The 18737-nt window shown below is 57.9% G+C and carries 20 protein-coding genes; 8 read left to right on the forward strand and 12 right to left on the reverse strand.

Features of this window, described 5'->3' with window-relative positions; all coding sequences use genetic code 11:
- Positions 1-9 precede the first annotated feature (9 nt).
- Both modB and SWE17_RS02785 read left to right on the forward strand, forming a co-directional pair.
- Positions 10-687 carry a molybdate ABC transporter permease subunit gene (gene modB, locus SWE17_RS02780; RefSeq protein WP_322991603.1) on the forward strand — a complete coding sequence of 226 codons (678 nt, stop codon included), beginning with the start codon at positions 10-12 and terminating at the stop codon, positions 685-687.
- Positions 687-1850: an ABC transporter ATP-binding protein gene (locus SWE17_RS02785; protein WP_322991604.1), complete on the forward strand. Its 1164-nt coding sequence runs from the start codon at positions 687-689 to the stop codon at positions 1848-1850. Before modB ends, SWE17_RS02785 begins: the two co-directional genes overlap by 1 nt.
- A gap of 80 nt (positions 1851-1930) precedes the next feature.
- Here the strand turns inward: SWE17_RS02785 and SWE17_RS02790 are convergent, their stop codons facing one another.
- Both SWE17_RS02790 and SWE17_RS02795 read right to left on the reverse strand, forming a co-directional pair.
- The gene (locus tag SWE17_RS02790) at positions 1931-2065 is read right to left on the reverse strand and encodes a hypothetical protein (RefSeq protein ID WP_255417455.1); all 135 of its coding nucleotides are present in this window, start codon (positions 2063-2065) and stop codon (positions 1931-1933) included.
- Positions 2066-2145: 80 nt separating this feature from the next.
- The gene (locus tag SWE17_RS02795; RefSeq protein ID WP_322991605.1) at positions 2146-2556 is read right to left on the reverse strand and encodes a PaaI family thioesterase; all 411 of its coding nucleotides are present in this window, start codon (positions 2554-2556) and stop codon (positions 2146-2148) included.
- An 82-nt stretch (positions 2557-2638) separates the two neighbouring features.
- Here SWE17_RS02795 and SWE17_RS02800 point away from each other — a divergent pair, with 82 nt between their 5' ends.
- Positions 2639-3877, forward strand: a complete 1239-nt coding sequence (locus tag SWE17_RS02800) for an FAD-binding oxidoreductase (RefSeq protein WP_322991606.1) — start codon at positions 2639-2641, stop codon at positions 3875-3877.
- Between the two features lie 18 nt (positions 3878-3895).
- Here the strand turns inward: SWE17_RS02800 and SWE17_RS02805 are convergent, their stop codons facing one another.
- A complete protein-coding gene (locus tag SWE17_RS02805) occupies positions 3896-4363 on the reverse strand; it encodes a DUF3237 domain-containing protein (RefSeq protein ID WP_322991607.1) in 468 nt (155 codons plus the stop codon).
- Between the two features lie 46 nt (positions 4364-4409).
- On the opposite strand from SWE17_RS02805, the gene SWE17_RS02810 reads away from it, so the two are divergent.
- A complete protein-coding gene (locus SWE17_RS02810; RefSeq protein ID WP_322991608.1) occupies positions 4410-5483 on the forward strand; it encodes a 3-deoxy-7-phosphoheptulonate synthase in 1074 nt (357 codons plus the stop codon).
- Positions 5484-5494: 11 nt separating this feature from the next.
- Here the strand turns inward: SWE17_RS02810 and SWE17_RS02815 are convergent, their stop codons facing one another.
- The 7 genes from SWE17_RS02815 to SWE17_RS02845 all read right to left on the reverse strand — a co-directional run bounded on the left by SWE17_RS02815 (position 5495) and on the right by SWE17_RS02845 (position 11169).
- Entirely contained in the window at positions 5495-6469 is a 975-nt protein-coding gene (locus SWE17_RS02815; RefSeq protein ID WP_322991609.1) for a tripartite tricarboxylate transporter substrate binding protein, read from the reverse strand.
- A gap of 135 nt (positions 6470-6604) precedes the next feature.
- Positions 6605-7357, reverse strand: coding sequence for an amino acid ABC transporter ATP-binding protein (locus SWE17_RS02820; protein ID WP_322991610.1), 753 nt, complete (start codon positions 7355-7357; stop codon positions 6605-6607).
- Entirely contained in the window at positions 7344-7994 is a 651-nt protein-coding gene (locus SWE17_RS02825; protein WP_322991611.1) for an amino acid ABC transporter permease, read from the reverse strand. The genes SWE17_RS02820 and SWE17_RS02825 overlap by 14 nt, the downstream gene beginning before the upstream one ends.
- Entirely contained in the window at positions 7987-8658 is a 672-nt protein-coding gene (locus SWE17_RS02830; protein WP_322991612.1) for an amino acid ABC transporter permease, read from the reverse strand. The genes SWE17_RS02825 and SWE17_RS02830 overlap by 8 nt, the downstream gene beginning before the upstream one ends.
- A 20-nt stretch (positions 8659-8678) precedes the next feature.
- Positions 8679-9473, reverse strand: coding sequence for a transporter substrate-binding domain-containing protein (locus SWE17_RS02835; protein WP_322991613.1), 795 nt, complete (start codon positions 9471-9473; stop codon positions 8679-8681).
- A complete protein-coding gene (locus SWE17_RS02840) occupies positions 9470-10231 on the reverse strand; it encodes a GntR family transcriptional regulator (RefSeq protein WP_322991614.1) in 762 nt (253 codons plus the stop codon). The genes SWE17_RS02835 and SWE17_RS02840 overlap by 4 nt, the downstream gene beginning before the upstream one ends.
- Positions 10232-10455: 224 nt before the next feature.
- On the reverse strand, positions 10456-11169 hold the full coding sequence (locus SWE17_RS02845) for a YebC/PmpR family DNA-binding transcriptional regulator (protein ID WP_322991615.1): 714 nt from the start codon (positions 11167-11169) through the stop codon (positions 10456-10458).
- Between the two features lie 300 nt (positions 11170-11469).
- Here SWE17_RS02845 and SWE17_RS02850 point away from each other — a divergent pair, with 300 nt between their 5' ends.
- Positions 11470-13707 carry an NADP-dependent isocitrate dehydrogenase gene (locus SWE17_RS02850; RefSeq protein ID WP_322991616.1) on the forward strand — a complete coding sequence of 746 codons (2238 nt, stop codon included), beginning with the start codon at positions 11470-11472 and terminating at the stop codon, positions 13705-13707.
- Positions 13708-13814: 107 nt separating this feature from the next.
- Here the strand turns inward: SWE17_RS02850 and SWE17_RS02855 are convergent, their stop codons facing one another.
- The gene (locus tag SWE17_RS02855; protein ID WP_322991617.1) at positions 13815-15068 is read right to left on the reverse strand and encodes an Hsp70 family protein; all 1254 of its coding nucleotides are present in this window, start codon (positions 15066-15068) and stop codon (positions 13815-13817) included.
- A 194-nt stretch (positions 15069-15262) separates the two neighbouring features.
- On the reverse strand, positions 15263-15541 hold the full coding sequence (locus SWE17_RS02860) for a hypothetical protein (protein WP_322991618.1): 279 nt from the start codon (positions 15539-15541) through the stop codon (positions 15263-15265).
- A 231-nt stretch (positions 15542-15772) separates the two neighbouring features.
- On the opposite strand from SWE17_RS02860, the gene SWE17_RS02865 reads away from it, so the two are divergent.
- The 3 genes from SWE17_RS02865 (at position 15773) to SWE17_RS02875 (ending at position 18729) form a co-directional block, all read left to right on the forward strand.
- The gene (locus SWE17_RS02865) at positions 15773-17644 is read left to right on the forward strand and encodes an ATP-binding protein (RefSeq protein WP_322991619.1); all 1872 of its coding nucleotides are present in this window, start codon (positions 15773-15775) and stop codon (positions 17642-17644) included.
- Complete coding sequence (locus tag SWE17_RS02870; RefSeq protein WP_322991620.1) at positions 17641-18381, forward strand: response regulator transcription factor; 741 nt, start codon at positions 17641-17643, stop codon at positions 18379-18381. The genes SWE17_RS02865 and SWE17_RS02870 overlap by 4 nt, the downstream gene beginning before the upstream one ends.
- Before the next feature lie 87 nt (positions 18382-18468).
- Positions 18469-18729 carry a DUF3297 family protein gene (locus SWE17_RS02875; protein WP_322991621.1) on the forward strand — a complete coding sequence of 87 codons (261 nt, stop codon included), beginning with the start codon at positions 18469-18471 and terminating at the stop codon, positions 18727-18729.
- Positions 18730-18737: the final 8 nt, after the last annotated feature.

The raw sequence follows: 18737 nt of genomic DNA on the forward strand, positions 1-18737 counted from the left end.
CCCCACACCATGGATTGGTCTGCCCTTCACGTTTCGTTGACGCTCGCCGTCTTGACCACCTTGGCGCTGCTGCCGGTGGGCTTGGCGCTGGCCCGATGGCTGGCTGTCACCGCTTGGGCAGGCCGCCCCATCCTAGAGGCTTTGCTGCTGCTGCCCTTGTTGTTGCCACCCACCGTCATCGGCTTTTACTTTCTAGTGGCTTTTGGCCAGGACAGCGCCCTTGGCAGTTGGCTGGCGGCCTCCGGCATTCGGTTGGTGTTCACCCTGGAAGGTCTGCTGCTGGTGAGCGTGCTGGTCAATTTGCCATTCATGGTGCAGCCGATTCAACGTGCCTTTGCGGCGGTGCCACACAGCCTGCGCGAGGCGGCCTGGGTGTCGGGCTTGTCGACTTGGCAGACCTTTTGGCGCATCGAATTGCCGCTGGCCTGGCCTGGTTTGTTGGCCGGCATGGCGCTGACGGTGGCGCACACGCTGGGTGAGTTTGGTGTGGTGCTCATGGTGGGCGGCAACATCGAGGGCGAGACCCGCACGCTGTCGGTGTCGCTTTATGACAAAGTGCAAGGCATGGATTTGCAGTCGGCCCATGTGATGGCGCTGGCGCTGGTGGGCGTGTCTTTGATGGCGCTCAGTCTGGTGTTGGCATTTGACCGGGTGGGCCAGCGCGGCCGTGCCTTGCAGGAGCGCTGATGCAAGGCTTGCAAGTGCAATTGCGCTCCGCCAGTCCGATCCGGCTGGAGGCTGAATTCGACTGCGGCGCTGGCGAGCTGGTGGCGCTCGTCGGGCCTTCGGGCAGCGGCAAAACCAGCATGTTGCGCGCCATCGCGGGCTTGTGGACGCCCGCCGATGTGCAAGGCCATATTCGGGTGGCGGGCGAGCCTTGGATGGACACGGCGGCTGGCGTGCAGCTCAGCCCGCAGCAGCGCCGTGCAGGCCTGGTGTTCCAGCACTACGCCCTGTTCCCCCACATGACGGCACACGCCAATGTGGCGCTGGCCGCCGAGCCAGGTTGGTCGGGCGAGGATGTGCAGACTTTGCTGGCCCGTTTAGGTCTGGCAACACTGAGCCAGCGCAGGCCCTCGCAACTTTCGGGTGGTCAACAGCAGCGTGTGGCGCTGGCACGGGCGCTCGTGAGGGTCATGTCCACACCCTCTTTGGCAGCTACCCCTGACCACTTGCCCGGCGTTTTGTTGCTCGACGAACCCTTTTCTGCGGTGGATGCGCCCACGCGACAAACCCTGTACCGCGAGTTGGCCGCCTTGCGCCAGAACGTGTCGGTGCCCATGGTGTTGGTGACGCATGACTTGCAAGAAGCTCGCCGTCTGGCAGACCGTGTGGTGATTGTGGACGCAGGCCAGACCCTGCAAATAGACACACCCGCCCGCGTGTTTGCCAGCCCGCGCAATGCGCGCGTGGCCGAGTTGGTGGGCATTCAAAACCACTTTGAAGGACATTTTTTCAAAGACCAGCCAGGATGGGGGCGCTTGCGGTGGACCGACTCAGCGCAGTCCGACCAAGGCTTGAATCTCAGTGTGTTCGACAAAAATAAGATTGACGATGGGACGCCCGTGACCTGGGTGCTCAACGGCGAACAGGTGGATGTGCTGGCCGATAACGGGCTGTTAAGTGCTGCCGAGCCCGGCCACACCCGCTTGCGCTGCCAGCTGCTAGAGGTTTTGTCACTGGGCGAAATCAGCCTGTGCACGCTGGAGCCCGAAGCCTTGCCGAGCCAAACCATCACCTTGAACCTGACCACACGCCTGCTGGACCGTTTGCAGGTGCAAGCCGGGGGGTGGGTTCAGTTGTTGATCGCCCCTGGGGCGCTGCACATCATGCCGGTGCGCACAAAATAAAACCCGCAATGCTTGCGCCGATGCGGGTTGGGGGATGAGCGGTGCGAAGCGAACAGCGCACTGCTTCATTCAATAAAGCCTCAGGCCATGAACACGGCAATGAAGGCCAGCAAGAAAATCAGCACGGCACCAGCGGCTGGAATGACCACGGGAATGTGTTTGACCACGTTTTCAACGGGATCGTCGGATGTGTGAGTGTCGTTGTGAGCGGACATGTGGAACCTCAAAAAATAATGGGCTTATTGTAGCCAAGCCAGGCTGGCGGTCTGCTGACAAGCCGTTGACACAACCTGACTCACATCATGGCATAGGTGGTGCTGGCCCGGAAAACGCTTTTGCCGTCGTTGGCTCCGGCCAGGTCGATCTCTCCAAAGGCCATGGCTTTTCCTGCGCGTAAGACGCGGGCCGTGACCAACGCATCCTGATCCGACAGCGGTTTCATGAAGGTGCTGGACAGTTGCACCGTGCTGCAAGGCCGAAACTCACCAAAGTGCGCGATGAGCGCCAAGACCATGGCCGTGTCGGCTGCGGCCATCATGGCTTGCCCGCACAGCATACCGCCCACGCGCGACAGCTGATCGCTTTGCGGCAGGCGCAAGGTCACGCTGTCGGCGTCAAAACGTTCGATCTTCAGGTTCAGCGACTGCACCCAAGGGGCAAACAGATCGGACAGAGATTGCTGCAGTGTTTCGGTGGTGGTGCTCATGGCCACAGTTTAAACAGAGCAAAAACGCCACCCTGACCCTGACCCTGGCCCCGGCAACTTTAACCCTCTCTATACTGCGCGCATGGCCTCTTCCATCCTTGTTTTGGGCGCCGGCATGGTCGGCACCTGCACCGCCTTGCATTTGCAGCAACTCGGTTTTGAGGTCACCTTGGTGGACCGCCGTGCGCCCGGCCAAGAAACTTCGTTTGGCAATGCCGGTTTGATTCAGAGCGAGGCGGTCGAGCCTTATGCTTTCCCGCGCGATCCAGGCTTTTTGTTGAACGTGGCCTTGGGTCGCGGGGCCGAGGTCCATTGGCATGCGCGGGGTTTGTGGCACATGGCGGGATCGCTGCTGCGCTACTTGCGCCATTCACACCCCAAGCTCCATGCGAAAGCCACCGAAGCCTACAGCCGACTGATTGCCCATGCCACGGAGGAACATGAGCTGCTGATGGTGGCCGCAGGCGCAGAGGATCTCGTCGCGCGTGAGGGCTTTCGTTTTGTGTTCCGCACGCCCAAAGCATTGGAGGAAGCGGCGCAGCGTGCGGCGGTTTTGTATGACCGCTTTGGGGTGCGTTACCAAGCAGAAAACACCACCCAGCTGGCGCATGCCGAGCCTGCCTTGCGCCCATCGCTGGCGGGTGCTGTGCATTGGTTGGACCCTTGGGCAGTCAACAACCCCGGCGCATTGGTACAGCGCTATGCCGACTTGTTTGTCGCACGAGGCGGACGCGTGCTGACCGGTGACGCTGGCAGCTTGCAACCCAGCGGCGCGGCTTGGTCGGTCAAGACCACCGAGGGCCATGTGGATGCTGGGCAAGCTGTGCTGGCTTTAGGGCCTTGGGCCGACGGCGCCATCCGCCAACTGGGTTACCGCTTTCCCTTGTTCATCAAGCGCGGTTACCACCAGCATTACAGTGCGCCTACTCCAGTGAGACAGCCGCTGCTCGACGCCGAACGCGGCTATGTGCTGGCACCGATGCAGCGTGGCCTGCGCTTGACCACGGGTGCAGAATTTGCCCCTATTGATGCGCCGCCCACCCCCGTGCAATTGGCCAAGGCCGAAGCCCTGGCGCGCGAACTGGTGGACTTGGGGCAGCCGCTGCAGGAGCCGCCTTGGATGGGTGCCCGGCCATGCACCGCTGACATGTTGCCTGTGATGGGACCCGCGCCGAACCACAAAGGTTTGTGGTTCAACTTTGGCCATGCGCACCAAGGTTTCACTTTGGGGCCTGTTGCTGGGCGCTTGTTGGCGGAGATGGTTCAGGGGCAGACGACGTGGATAGACCCGAGACCCTACTTGCCTTCGCGCTTTGACTGACGAGTTGGGGTCGGCACTTCAAAGAACCCTGTAAAAACTCAAGAAAACCCCGTCGGGCGCACGCCGTCCGGTGCCGATGAATTGGCTCTCGCTCAGCCAGGCCCACTCTGGTGTGGTGGCTTCCAGTTTCGGTTGACAGCGAAAATAAACAGCACTGGGGTCGACGGGCTGGCCATTCATGATGCGTTGAGAGTTCTCAAGCGAGGCTACGCGCAAGGCCGTGTTTTGCACAAATACCCGACTGCCATCGTCCAGCTCAATCACATAGCGCGCATCCAAATGCGCTTGCGTCCCGCCATTCAGGATGAGCTGAAAGTCTGCCCCTCCCGCCATCACTTTGCCATTCAGTCTGGGGCCGGTCACTGTGCCGCCTGTGATGGGAATCATGCGGCGCAATCCGGCGGGGGTGTGGCCGACTTCCACGGGGGGAGCGATGGTCACGGCCAAATCGCAAACATGCTCCAACTGGGGTGCGGGCAAGGTCATGGTCAGGTCCCTTTAAACTCGATTGAACAATCAGGCGACTTTACACATGCTTTCCACCCAAGACAAAACCCGCATCGACGACACCCGCATTGCCTCGGTGCGCCCTCTCATGACACCCGCGTTGCTCGAAGAGCGTTTGCCCGCCTCCCCCGCGCACTTGGCGCTGGTGGAGAGTTCGCGCCAAAACATCTCGAACGTGCTGCAAGTCCAGGATGACCGGTTGGTCGTGGTGGTCGGTCCGTGCTCGATCCATGACCACGACCAGGCCATTGCCTACGCCAAACTGCTCAAGGCCGAGGCGGACAAACACGCCCAAGACTTGCAAATCGTCATGCGTGTCTATTTTGAAAAACCCCGCACCACCGTGGGCTGTAAGGGCTACATCAACGACCCGCACTTGGACGGCAGCTTCGCCATGAACCAAGGCTTGGAAATGGCCCGCAAACTCTTGCTCGACATCCTGGACTTGGGTTTGCCCGTGGCCACCGAGTTTCTGGACTTGCTCAGCCCGCAGTACATCAGTGATCTGGTCACCTGGGGTGCCATTGGCGCCCGCACCACCGAAAGCCAGAGCCATCGACAACTGGCCAGCGGCCTGTCTTGTCCGGTGGGCTTTAAAAACGGAACGGATGGCGGCGTCAAAGTGGCTGCAGATGCGGTCGTGGCGGCCAAAGCGCCTCACGCCTTCATGGGCATGACCAAGATGGGCCAAGCGGCCATTTTCGAGACGCGTGGTAACCAAGACGTGCACATCATCTTGCGCGGGGGCAAGACCCCCAACTACTCGGCTGCAGATGTCGATGCAGCCTGCAAGGCATTGGAGGTGTCAGGTATCGCGCCGCAGGTCATGGTCGATGTGTCGCACGCCAACAGCAGCAAACAACACGCCAAACAGATCCAGGTGTCCCACGATGTGGCCGCGCAGGTGGCAGGAGGAGACCGCCGCATCATGGGCCTGATGATCGAAAGCCACTTGAACGAAGGCCGGCAAGACCTCAAAGAAGGCCAGCCCTTGGCACATGGCGTATCCATTACCGACGCCTGCATCAGCTTTGCGCAAACCGTGCCAGTGCTGGACGCATTGGCGCGGGCAGTGCAACAGCGACGGCATCACGCCTGAGCTGACCAGCTTCAGTCCAGACTCAGACCAATCTTGCGCGACACGGCGCCCCATTTGGCAAAGTCTTTGGCCACTTTGGCGACCGCCTGCTCGGGCGTGCTGCCAATCACAACCTGGTCGGAGGCTTTGAGCCGCTCGGTGGCCTCTGGGTTGCGCAGCGCGTCGACCACCGCCTGGCGGAATTTGGCCACGATGTCATCGGGCACTTGTTTGGGGGCGATCAAGATCAGGCTGAAATCGGCCTCGTAGCCCTTCACCCCAGCTTCTTCGATGGTGGGCACTTCGGGCAGGGAGGGCGAGCGCGCTTGGCCCGACACCGCCAGCGCCGTCAACTTGGCCGAGCGCACATGCGGCAGCACCGTAGGCCCGGCCAACAAGCCACACGGCACCTGGTTGGCCAGCACGTCTTGCATGGCGGGGGCAGGCCCTTTGTAGGGGATGTGTGTCATCTGCATGCCGGTCATGTTCAGCAGCAATTCGGTCGACAAATGCCCCGGCACACCGGCACCGCCCGAGGCATAGCTCAAAGAGGTAGTTTTGGATTTGGCGATCAGCTCGGACACTGTTTTGACACCCAGCGAAGGGTTGCACACCAAGGTTTGGCTGAACGAAGACAGCACGCTGATGGGCTTCAAGTCGTCGAGCTTGAAGGGCATGGATTTGTACACATGCGGGTTGACGGTGAGCAGCGTGTCGGTCGCGAACAAAAAGGTGTAGCCGTCGGGTGCGGCACGCGCCACGTTGGCCGCGCCGATGTTCCCGCCCGCACCGGGCTGGTTCTCGATCACGATGGGTTGTTTGAGGTTGGCCAAGATTTTCTCGGCCGCTGTGCGCATGACCAAGTCACTGGGGCCGCCGGGCGGGAAGGGAATGACAACTTTGATCGGGCGCTGCGGCCAGCTTTGGGCCAGGGCGGCGCTGCTGGCACACACGGCCAACACTGCGATGGACAAAGCCTGCCGCCAAGAATGGGAAGTCAAATGCATGAACAAATCTCCAACAATAAATTTCATCCTAGCAAAGACCACGATGGATCCCAAGGCTGAAAACCCCTATGACGGCAGTCTCGTGGCGTACTTCGGGCCCAATATCGGCCCGGTGCTGGAATCGACCTGCTGGGCTCAGTGCAGTGAGGACAAAAACTGCTGCAATTCCGGCGTTTTCGGGTTGGCAAAGAGATCGGCAGGAGCACCTTGCTCATGCACCAAACCTTGGTGCATGAAGATCACACGGTCGCTGACTTTGCGGGCAAAGTTCATCTCGTGCGTGACCATCAAGAGCGTCATGCCCTCTTGTGCCAGCGACTCCACCACAGCCAGCACTTCGCCCACCAGTTCGGGGTCGAGCGCCGAGGTGATTTCGTCGCAAAGCAAGATGCCGGGTGACATGGCCAGTGCCCGGGCAATCGCCACACGTTGCTGTTGTCCCCCGGAGAGTTGATCAGGAAAGGCGTCAAACTTTTCTGCCAAGCCCACGCGGGCCAACAAGCGTCGCGCTGCAGCTTCAGTCTCGGCGGCGGGCAGCTGCTTGACCAGACCGGGCGCGAGCTGGATGTTCTTGCCCACCGTGAGGTGCGGAAACAGGTTGAAGGACTGGAAGATCATGCCGACTTGCTGGCGCAGGGTTCGCATGGCCGCAGGGTCTGAATACACCAAAGGCTGACCTTGCACGGTCAGGCTACCGTGCTGAAAGATCTCCAGCCCGTTGATGCAGCGCAGCAGTGTGCTTTTGCCCGAGCCACTTTTGCCGATGATGGCAATCACTTCGCCTGGCTGCACCTGCAGGTCAATGCCTTTGAGGACTTCGTTGTTGCCGTAAGATTTGCGCAGCCCCGTGATGGCAACGGCGGCGGTAGATGCGTTAGCGTTGAACATGGAATTTGCCTTCGAGAGAGCGTGCATACAGGCTGATCGGGTAGCAGATCAGGAAATACATCACAGCCACACAGCTGTAGACCACAAAGGGTTTGAAAGTGGCATTGGTGATCATGGTGCCAGCCTTGGTCAGCTCCACAAAGCCAATGACCGAAGCCAGTGCGGTGCCCTTGACCACTTGCACCAAAAAGCCCACGGTGGGCGCGATCGCAATGCGTGCTGCTTGCGGGAAAATCACATAGCGCAATTGCTCGACAAAGTTCAGCGCCAGGCTTTGTGCGGCCTCCCACTGGCCTTTGCCAATCGATTTGACGCAGCCGTGCCAAATTTCGGCGAGGAATGCGCTGCTGTAAAGCGTGAGAGCCACGGCCGCAGCCGTCCAGGCCGAAGTTTCCACGCCCAGCATGGCCATGCCGAAGTACGCCAAGAACAGCTGCATCAGCAAAGGCGTGCCCTGAAAGACCTGCACATACAGGGCCACGGCTTGTTGCAAGCTGCGGCTGGGCGTGGTGCGGGCCACCAGCAGGGCCAGGCCCACCAGGCCACCGCCCACAAAAGCGATCAAGGACAACACAATCGTCCAGCGTGCGGCCAGCAACAAGTTGCTGACGATGTCCCAAAGAGAAAACTCAACCACGGCGGCCCCCGAACAAGAAGCGTTGGCCGAACCAGTTCAGCGTGGCGCGGGTGGCGATCGACAGCAACAGGTAAATGGCGGTGGCGACGATGAAGGCTTCAAAGGCGCGGAAGTTGCGGCTCTGGATCAGGTTGGCGGCAAAGCTCAGCTCCTCGGTCGAGATCTGTCCGCACACCGCTGAGCCCAACATCACGATGATGATCTGGCTGACCAGCGCAGGCCACACGCGCTGCAGGGCCGGTGGCAAAACCACCCAAATGAAGGTCTGCATTCGAGAAAGGGCCAAGCTCATGGCCGCTTCGATTTGCCCGGCAGGCGTGGTCTGGATGCCGGCCCGCACGATCTCAGCCGAATACGCACCCAAGTTGATCACCATGGCGATCACCGACGACCACTCGGGACTTAGGCGCACACCCATGGCCGGCAGGCCAAAGAAGATGAAAAAGAGCTGGACAATGAAAGGCGTGTTGCGGATCAACTCCACATAAGCGGCCACGCCAGGGCGGCTCCAGCCAGGCCCCTGCGTGCGCACCCAGGCGCAGCCAATGCCCAACAAAACGCCCAGCACTGCCGACACGGCCGTGAGGCCGAGCGTCAACGCCACACCCTTGACCAACAAGGGCCACTCGGTCAAAACCGCCGCAAAGTCCAGCTCAATGGCCATGGTGTCAGCTCTTCAAGTGCTTATTCGGGCAACTGGCCAGCAGGGCGGCCCAGCCACTTTTGCGCCATCTTGTCGATGTCGCCTGACTTCTTGCCGTCAGCAATGATGGCGTTGACCTTGGTGCGCAGCGCGTCTTCGCCCTTGCCCACACCGATGAAGTTGGGGCTGTCTTTGAGCAGCAACTTGTATTCGGTGTTGAGCTGAGGGTTCTTTTGCATCATCACGCCCGCCACCGACACGCCCGTGGCCAACAACTGGGTTTGGCCTGCGACGAAAGCCGAGACGGTGGCGTTGTTGTCTTCAAAGCGTTTGATGTCAGTGCCCGCTGGGGCCACTTTGGTCAATTCCTGGTCTTCCAAAGCACCGCGAGTGGCCGCCACGGTCTTGCCTGCCAAATCGGCCATGGACTTCACGTTGATGCTTTTGGGACCGTAAATGCCTTGGAAGAACGGCGAGTAGGCCGATGTGAAGTCGATCACTTTTTCACGCTCGGCGTTTTTGCCCAAGGTGGAGATGACCAAATCTGCCTTTTTGGTTTGCAAGTAGGCGATGCGGTTGGCACTGGTCACCGGCAGCAATTCGATCTTCACGCCCATTTTGGCGGCGATGTAATTGGCCATGTCGATGTCCAGGCCTTGGGGTTTGAGGTCGATGCCGACAAAGCCATAAGGCGGGAAGTCGGTCGGGATGGCGATCTTGATCAGCTTGGCTTTTTGAATGTTGTCCAGGGCTGCTTGGGCGTGGCTGGCACCGGCCAAAGTCAAGAGGCTGGCGACCACAGCGGTGGACAAGACAAGGCGTTTCGAGAGTTTCATAGCAAGGCTCCTAGGTAAGTGGAAGGTGAGGTTGGAGAAGGGGGTTTTAGAGATGCGATTCGGACCGTTTTGGGTGGTGAAGCACGAGCAGCACTCATGGGCGCCAATGCCAGACGCAACTCGGCCAACGGGTCAGCAGGTGCGGCGTTGATCTTCAAGGCCGATTGCACCTGGCCAATGTGCTCAGCCATCAGTTGTTCGGCGGTTTCTTTGTCACCACGCTCGAGGGCTTGCACGATCTCGATGTGTTCCTGACAGGATTTCACCGCGTCGTGGCTGGATTGGTAGAGCATGGCGATCAGGGTGGTGCGGGCTGTGAAGTCGCGCAGCGTATCGGCCAGCAGCTGGTTACCCAAGCACTCGGCCAGGCACACATGAAAGTCGCCGAGCAAGAAGCTGCGCCGCCCTACATCGTCTTGTTTGAGCGCAGTTTTCTCTTGCTGGATGTGCTGCTTCAGGCGCTTGAGTGTGGTCTTGTCCATGGCTCCGGCGCTGCGGATCAGGCCGGTCTCGATCACCCTGCGGGCTTCAAAGGCCTCACGGGCTTCTGTCTTGGAGGGTTGCACCACATACCAGCCCCGGCGTGAGCTGACCTGCACGATGCCGCGTGCGGCCAGTTGCATCAGCGCTTCGCGCACCAAAGTACGGCTGCAGTCAAACAGGATCGACAAAGCCTGCTCGCCCAAGCGAGCGCCGGGCGTCAGCTTTTGGGCGAGGATCGCTTCCACGATCCGGTCGGCAATGTCTTTGGAGTTCACGGGCGAGGGATTCCTTTGCTTGAACCTCTAGCGAATACCATGCCACTTGTTTTGGCATCTTGTATGCAAGATTTGTGCATCATAGGTGTGCGCAAATCAGTTGTGGCTCATGGATTTCCCTTGCTTGGTGCGCGGGTATGCACCAATTTGCGTCGTTTGCCGGCTCCAAAACAAAAGGGCCTGACGGGAATGACCCGTCAGGCCCTTCAAGGAAAGGGGTGGGCTTAACCCGCCAAGCCCACAAATACGTTCTGCACGTCGTCGTTGTTGTCGATGGCGCCCAAAAAGGCTTCGATTTCTTCCAGTTGCTCGGCGCTCAGGTTGGCCGGGTCGACTGGGTTTTTCGGTTTGTAGCCCAGCTTGGCCGACACCACCGTGAAGCCGTGTTCGGGCAGGGCGCGGCTGACCAAGTCAAGGTCGGTCGCTTCGGTGATGAACACGGTCACGCCGTCTTCGTCGGCGGGTTCAAAGTCTTGCGCTCCGGCTTCGATGGCGGCCAGTTCGGCGTCAGCCCCGGCTTGGGTGGGTTCGGCTTCGATAAAACCCACATGGTCAAAGTCCCAAGAGACTGAGCCCGAGGTGCCTTGCTGGCCCTTGCGGAACAGCACGCGCATTTCAGAAGCGCTGCGGTTCACGTTGTCGGTCAGCACCTCGATCATCACCGGCACTTGGTGCGGGGCAAAGCCTTCGTAAATCACGCGGTCAAAGCTGACGGCATCGCCCAAAAGGCCAGCGCCCTTCTTGATGGCGCGTTCCAGCGTTTCTTTGGGCATGGACACTTTGCGGGCCTGCTCGACCACCAAGCGCAGACGCGAGTTGGCGGCGGGGTCGGCCCCGTTGCGGGCCGCGATCATGATGTCCTTGGCCAGACGACCAAACAGCTTGCCTCGTGCGTCTGCTGCCTGTGCTTTGCCTTTTGCTTTCCACTGCGCGCCCATGGGGAATTCCTAGGTTTTGGTCGGTGCAGTCAAGGCACAGACCGGGTCAATTGAGTGCCAAACACCGGGGTTTGACACAGCTCTGTAGGGCCATCAGTTTAATCGTCTGGGGGCATGCGGCCATTTCGTCCTAGCGCAGCTGTGCAGTGTGTGTCCTTTTGTCAGTCAAACCAGGGGTCTTTTGAGATAAAGTCACGGGCTGAACCACCTTATAAGGGCGGTTTTTCTGAATCCGTTCGACGTACCGCCGAACGCCGTGTTCGTTGAGACACATCTTGATAACGAGAAAAGAAAGTACCTATGGTTGCAGACAAATCCAAGATCATTTACACCCTGACAGACGAGGCCCCCTTGTTGGCCACGGCATCGTTTTTGCCCATCATTCGGACTTTTGCGGCTCCCGCAGGCATCGAAGTGGCTGAAAGCGACATCTCGGTGGCGGCCCGTATTTTGGGTGAGTTTTCGGACATGTTGCCAGCCGAGCAACGCGTGCCTAACAACCTGGCCGAGCTGGGCAAACTGACGCTGAACCCATCCGCCAACATCATCAAGCTGCCCAACATCAGTGCCTCCGTGGGCCAGTTGACCGCCGCCATCAAAGAGTTGCAGGGTAAAGGCTATGCCTTGCCTGATTACCCAGAAAACGCCAAAACCGACGAAGAAAAGGCCTTGAAGGCCCGCTACAACAAGTGCACCGGCTCGGCCGTGAACCCTGTTTTGCGCGAAGGCAACTCCGACCGCCGTGCCCCTCGCGCCGTCAAAGAATTCGCCCGCAAGAACCCCCACAGCATGGCCGAGTGGAGCCAAGCCTCGCGTTCACACGTCTCGCACATGCACGCTGGCGATTTCTACCACGGCGAAAAGTCCATGACCTTGGACCGCCCCCGTGACGTGAAGATGGAGCTGATCACCAAGAGCGGCAAGACCATCATCCTCAAGCCCAAAGTTTCTCTGCTCGACCGTGAAGTCATCGACAGCATGTTCATGAGCAAGAAAGCCTTGCTCGAGTTCTATGAAAAAGAAATTGAAGACGCCCACAAAACCGGTGTGATGTTCTCGCTGCACGTCAAGGCCACCATGATGAAGGTGTCTCACCCGATCGTTTTCGGGCACTGCGTGAAGATCTTCTACAAAGACGCTTTTGCCAAGCATGCCAAACTGTTCGAAGAGTTGGGTGTGAACGTGAACAACGGCATGGCCGATCTGTACAGCAAGATCACCGCATTGCCTCAGTCAAAGCAAGACGAGATCAAGCGCGACCTGCACGCTTGCCACGAAGGCCGCCCTGAGCTGGCCATGGTGGACTCGGCCAAGGGCATCACCAACTTCCATTCGCCCAACGACGTGATCGTGGACGCGTCCATGCCCGCCATGATCCGCAACGGCGGCAAGATGTGGGGGGCTGACGGCCGCCTGAAAGACGTCAAGGCCGTGATGCCCGAGTCGACATTTGCCCGTATTTACCAGGAGATGATCAACTTCTGCAAATGGCATGGTGCGTTCGACCCCAAGACCATGGGCACAGTGCCCAACGTGGGCTTGATGGCCCAGCAAGCCGAAGAATACGGCTCACACGACAAGACTTTCGAGATCTCGGAAGACGGCGTGGCCAACATCACCGACATCAACACGGGCGAAGTGCTCTTGTCTGAAAACGTGGAAGCTGGTGACATCTGGCGCATGTGCCAAGTCAAAGACGCTGCGATCCGTGACTGGGTCAAGCTGGCGGTGACACGTGCCCGCAACTCCGGCATGCCTGTGGTGTTCTGGCTCGACCAGTACCGTCCACACGAAGCCCAATTGATCACCAAGGTCAAGATGTACCTGCATGAGCACAACACGGCCGGCCTGGAAATCCAGATCATGAGCCAAGTGCGTGCGATGCGTTACACCTTGGAGCGCGTGGTGCGCGGTTTGGACACCATCAGCGCGACCGGCAACATCTTGCGCGACTACCTGACCGATTTGTTCCCCATCATGGAGTTGGGCACCTCGGCCAAGATGCTCTCCATCGTGCCTTTGATGGCAGGCGGCGGCATGTACGAAACCGGTGCAGGCGGCTCCGCCCCCAAGCATGTGCAGCAACTGGTGGAAGAAAACCACTTGCGCTGGGATTCTTTGGGCGAGTTCTTGGCTTTGGCCGTGTCTTTCGAAGACTTGGGCCTGAAGACAGGCAACAAAAAAGCCGGGGTCTTGGCCAAAACTTTGGACGCCGCGACAGGCAAGTTGCTCGACAACAACAAGAACCCTTCTCCCAAGACGGGTCAGTTGGACAATCGCGGCAGCCAGTTCTACTTGGCCATGTATTGGGCTCAAGAATTGGCCGCCCAAACAGAGGACGCAGCGCTGGCGGCCCAGTTCGCACCTTTGGCCAAAGCCTTGACCGACGGTGAAAAGAAGATCGTGGACGAGCTCAACGCCGTGCAGGGCAAGCCTGTCGACATTGGCGGCTATTACATGCCTGACCAAGCCAAGTTGGCCACGATCATGCGCCCCAGTGCCACCTTCAATGCCGCGTTGTCTTCGGTGAAGGCCTGATGTGATTTGGCTCAGCGGTTTGAATCGCTGAGCCGCTGAGCACAGTGCCGACATGGCGCCAGACAAAAAGCCATTCAGGTTCTACCTGGGTGGCTTTTTTCATGGGTTCATCGGCTGTAGGCCAGGCCCAGCGCGACACCGCCAAATAAATCGCCTTCGACCAGTTTCACACCTGCAAATTCGGCCTGAAGTGCTTGCTGGAACGTGCTCAGGGCTGATGAGCCGCCCGTGAGGTAAATCGCGTCGAGTGACGCATCGGTCAAGTTGGCACGTTGCACGCACTCGCGTGCGCACGCCAAGGTGCGGCTCAACAAATCGTGCAAATGCGCTTGCATGTCGGGCACGCCCAATCTGGCTTGCAAATCGCGTTCGATCACCGACAAGTCAATGCCCGTATCGCATTTATTCACCGAGCAGCGGATTTTGGCTTGCTCTACTTCGTGCGCCATCAGGTGACCATGTCGCTCGGTGAGTACCCGCATCAGCCGTTCGTGCAGCTGCGTCTCGCGGTAGTTGCTGCGCAGCGTTTTAGCGTGGGCGATGGCTTTGGGTTGGTATTGCCAGTGAATCAGGTGCCAAGTGGCCAGGTCAAAAAACACCCGGCTGGGCACTTCGCGGTGTTCGGGACCGATGTGCTTGTAGCCCAACAGCGGCATGACTTGTGCCAGATTGAGTTGCCGGTCGTAGTCAGTACCACCAATGTGCACGCCCGTCGTGGCCAAGATGTCCGCACTGCGGTCTTTGTGCTGCATGCGTTCAGGCCCTAGGCGCACCACCGTAAAGTCCGAAGTGCCGCCCCCGAGGTCAACGACCAGCACGGTACTTTCCTTTGTCAGACGCTGTTCGTAATCGAGTGCGGCAGCAATGGGCTCCAGTTGAAAAGACACTTCATCAAATCCCACCGACTGCACGGCTTGTCGCAGTGATGTCTCCGCTTGCGCATCCCTTTCGGGATCGTCGTCCACAAAGTGCACCGGACGACCCATCACCACACGGCGTGGGGCCTTGCCCAGGCTTTGCGTCGCGCGTTCGCGCAGGGTGGCCAAAAAGGTGGCAATGATGTCTTGAAAGCTGATCTGCTGGTGGCCGATCTGCGTCGTCTCCAGCAGCAAGGGGCTGCCCAGCAGGCTTTTGAGCGAGCGCATCAAGCGGCCTTCGGTGCCTTCCAAGTAATGTCTGAGCGCGTCTCGACCGAAATGGGTGCGGTTGTCTTCGAGGTTGTAGAAGACGGCAGTGGGCATGGCCATGGCCTCATGCTCGAGGGGGATCAGGTGGGCGCTGCCTTGTGCGCCCAGCCAAGCCATGGCCGAGTTGGACGTGCCGAAATCGATGCCGAGCGTACCGGCAGGGGAAGAGATCATGAGGGGGTAGACAGAAGCCGACGGTCAGAGTGCGCGTGCCTGACACACCTGTCAGGCCTCGAAGACCGGGCATTTTGCCATCATGTGCAGTGGCGTGGCGAATACGAGCACTTTCTCTGTTTCTTTGCGCTGTAGACCTGCAGCGCGCCAGTCGAAAAGCACGACAAGACTCTTTCAATGACCTCGCAGTGCACTCAGCGTCGGTTGAAATATTGGCGCATTTCCGCAAGAGTTTGCGACTCTTTGGGCTTGACTGTTCCAATCTTGGGAATGCTGCCCGGAAAAATATCCTCTTGTGTCAGATTGTATTTTTCCATGACAGCCATGATCTGAGCAGTGCCTTGGTCTACGGCTTGTTGGCGCAATCGTGCTTGCTCCAAATCAAGGTCCATCTTTTTCAAGATTTCCAATGACTGTGTAATTTTCAGATCGAGCTCGGCTTTTTGCTGCTCAAGCTGTTTCAGTGAAGACATGGTGTGGACTCCAAAATATGAGTGAAGAAGACGGATTGAAATCTAACAGTCGCCCTCGTGTGAACCCACATCAAAAATCATGAAAACACACAGATGCTCACAGTCCATCGGGCATTCGTTGTTGCTCGGCTGCAAATGCTCACAGTTGCTCTCACTTTCAATGCGGCATTTGGCTTGAATTGACATAGAGGCGGTTTATGCCATGTCAAACTTCTATGATGCAAAGCATCTATGAAACGCTTGTGTTGCCTTCTGCTGTTGTTATTTATTCAACTCTCCTTGCACGCAGGGCAGGATCGCTACGAGCTCGAAACAGCGTATTTCCACGACGAGCAACATCAGCACACCTTCGAAAGCGCGCAAGCTCAGACATTCAAGACTTATCGGGGTCAATTGCGCTTGGGGTTCATCGGGGGTGAAACATGGATACGCATTCGACTGAAAGATACCCAGCCGAACAAATGGGCTGAGAAAGCATCACCTTTGGTGTTGAGGGTGGAGCCATATTCTTTGGACACCTTGGTCTTCCACCAAAAAGATGAAGGCCATTGGACCCAACAGGTGGGGGGTGAAATGCAAATGCAAAAGAAAAAATTTTGCATTGAACTCCAGCACTGTTTTGCATTCAGCGCTTCGAACGCCGATGACAATTTTGCGTATTTGAAAGTGGAAACGACCGCCGTTCGCATTGTGAGAACTGAAGTGATGACGGCGGATGATGTGCTGAAGACGACGATTTCAGCCGTTAAAAGCGTCAATACCGCGTTGAATCTTTCGATCGCTTTGCTGATTCTCTCGGTGGTGTTTTTCTTCTTTGAGCGATCTCGGGTGTTGTTGGTTTTTTTAGGTTTTCAATCGGCAGTGGTGGTGGCGATTTGCGCTTTTTCTGGCGTATTGCCCCAAGTTTGGGCGCCTATGGCGGCTGTTCAACCCAATGCCGTGGCTGGCTTTGCTTTGGTCATGCGGATGGCGATGCTCGTCCTGTTGGCGTGGGTGGTGGTTTATGCCTACAAACCCAGCGACGCCTACAACAAATGGGTTGCAGTTGTTCTTGCGCTTTGTGGCCTTAATCTACTGCTTGTTTTCTCAGGCTATGAAACAGAAGCTGGCCTGTTCAACTATGGCGTCGGTTTTATCAGCCCCTTTATCCAAATTTGGGGGGCTCGGACGATCCGTGAGCCTATGCCTGGCAGGTGGATCTTCACGACTGGATGGATGTTTTTTCTGCTCATTATTGTGATGGGATACCCCTACAGTGTTGGTAACCCAGACTGGCGAGACCCGTATGACTTTGCACAGTCCAGCGGTGACTTGCGGTTCAATGGAGTCGCAATTGGCATTGTTGTGTTTTGGTTGGTCGCCACCGAAAAAATCAGCCGCAACCGGAAGAAAATTTTGGAGCTTCAAGCATTGCAGATTCAGGCCGCAGAGTCGAAAGTCTACGAAGAAGGTTTGAAGGAGCGTCGTGATTTGATTGACATGCTGACGCATGAATTGAAAACGCCTTTGAGCACCATCAAATTTGCGATGGCTTCGCTCAAAAGAATGGCCATGGCGCAGGGCGAATCTGCTGAAAGAGTTCTGCACATCAATACCTCCGTGGAACGCATGGACGCGATGATTGAGCATGTAGCCTTGTCTAACAAAATTGAACGCATGGACGCACAAGGATCGGAGGAGAACGTGTCGGCCATCGAACTGATGAGCGTGGTGATGCAAGAGTACCGTGAGCCGGATAGTTTTGAGCTCGACATTCAGGAGGGTGTGGCGTTTCGAGCGGCCCCCCACTTTTTGGCCTTGATCATTGAAAACCTGGTGAGCAATGCCGTCAAATATGCGGCTGAGGGCAAAATCAAGATATCCATTCGAGACGAAACAAACAGCGTGACCTCTTTCCGCATCAGCAACCGCGTGGCAGCAGAGAATCACCCCGATGAAGCCCGTTTGTTTGAACGTTATTACCGCCACCCCAGCTTCCAGAACAGCCCGGGCATGGGCATTGGTTTGAGTCTGGTGAGTTCGGCGGCTCAAAAGATGGGGGCTCAAGTGAAGTACCAAAAAATCGACCAAGAAGTGGTCTTTGAAGTGAGATTCCCCCGTTGAGCCCATTGCACCGCGACACCCGAGACGCACCTTGGCCCTTGGTTCTGGCTTTGGTCGAGGACGACCGCTTGCTGCGTGAAGAAATCGAAGTTCATTTGCGGGCGAACGGATTCGACGTCTACTCGGCCAACAGCGCATCGGGCTTGGACGATTTGAGTGCCCGCATTGCCTTTGATCTTTACTTGATTGACCTGAACCTACCCGGTGAAAATGGCCTGAGCCTGTGCCGCCGAGTCCGGCAGTCCCGACCCGATGCCGGCATCGTGATCATGACCGCCCGGGTCGCTCTGAATGATCGGATTGCGGGGTACAAGCAAGGCGGCGCAGACATTTACCTGACCAAGCCCGTGTCACCGGATGAACTGGTTTTGGTTCTGTTGAGTTTGGGGCGACGTCTGAAGCAGACGCAAGCGGAGAATGAATGGTCTTTGAGTTTGCGTGATCGCACATTGCTGGGACCAGAACCTGAGCAGAAACTGCGGTTGACCAGCAAAGAAAAAACGATTCTGCTGGCCCTTGTTCAGGCCAAGGACAACACGCTGGAGTCCGGTGTGCTGTGTGATTTGTTTGCAGAAGAGGACGATGATGCCCCGATGAGCAAGCATGCCTTGGAAGAATTGATCGCCCGTTTGCGCAAAAAATTCAAAAGTGTTCAGGCTGAGGGCGATGAGCCTGCCATCAAATCGGTGTGGGGCGTCGGATACCAGTTGTGTGTGAAGATCAAATTCATCCATTGAGGTTGATGTTTGCTACGTAAGCGGGCAAAAACTCAAAAAACGCTTGGGTTTTGGTATAGATTCGGTAGCTTTTAAAAGTCCAATGTCATGACCGATACCGCCCCAGAAGCAACGACTCGCCCCGAATTGCCAGACCGTTTGTCCATCGACGCTCGCAGCCCGCACCATGTGCGCGCCGTGTTCGAGCACGACATCGGCATCCGCTTCAACGGCAAGGACCGCAACGATGTCGAGGAATACTGCATCAGCGAAGGCTGGGTGCGCGTGCCCGCTGGCAAAACTTTGGACCGCAAGGGCCAACCCCTGCTGATCAAGCTCAAGGGCAAAGTCGAAGCGTTTTACCGCTGAGTTTGCGC

This window comes from Limnohabitans sp. (assembly GCF_034680285.1).
Classification (GTDB): Bacteria; Pseudomonadota; Gammaproteobacteria; order Burkholderiales; family Burkholderiaceae_C; genus Limnohabitans_A.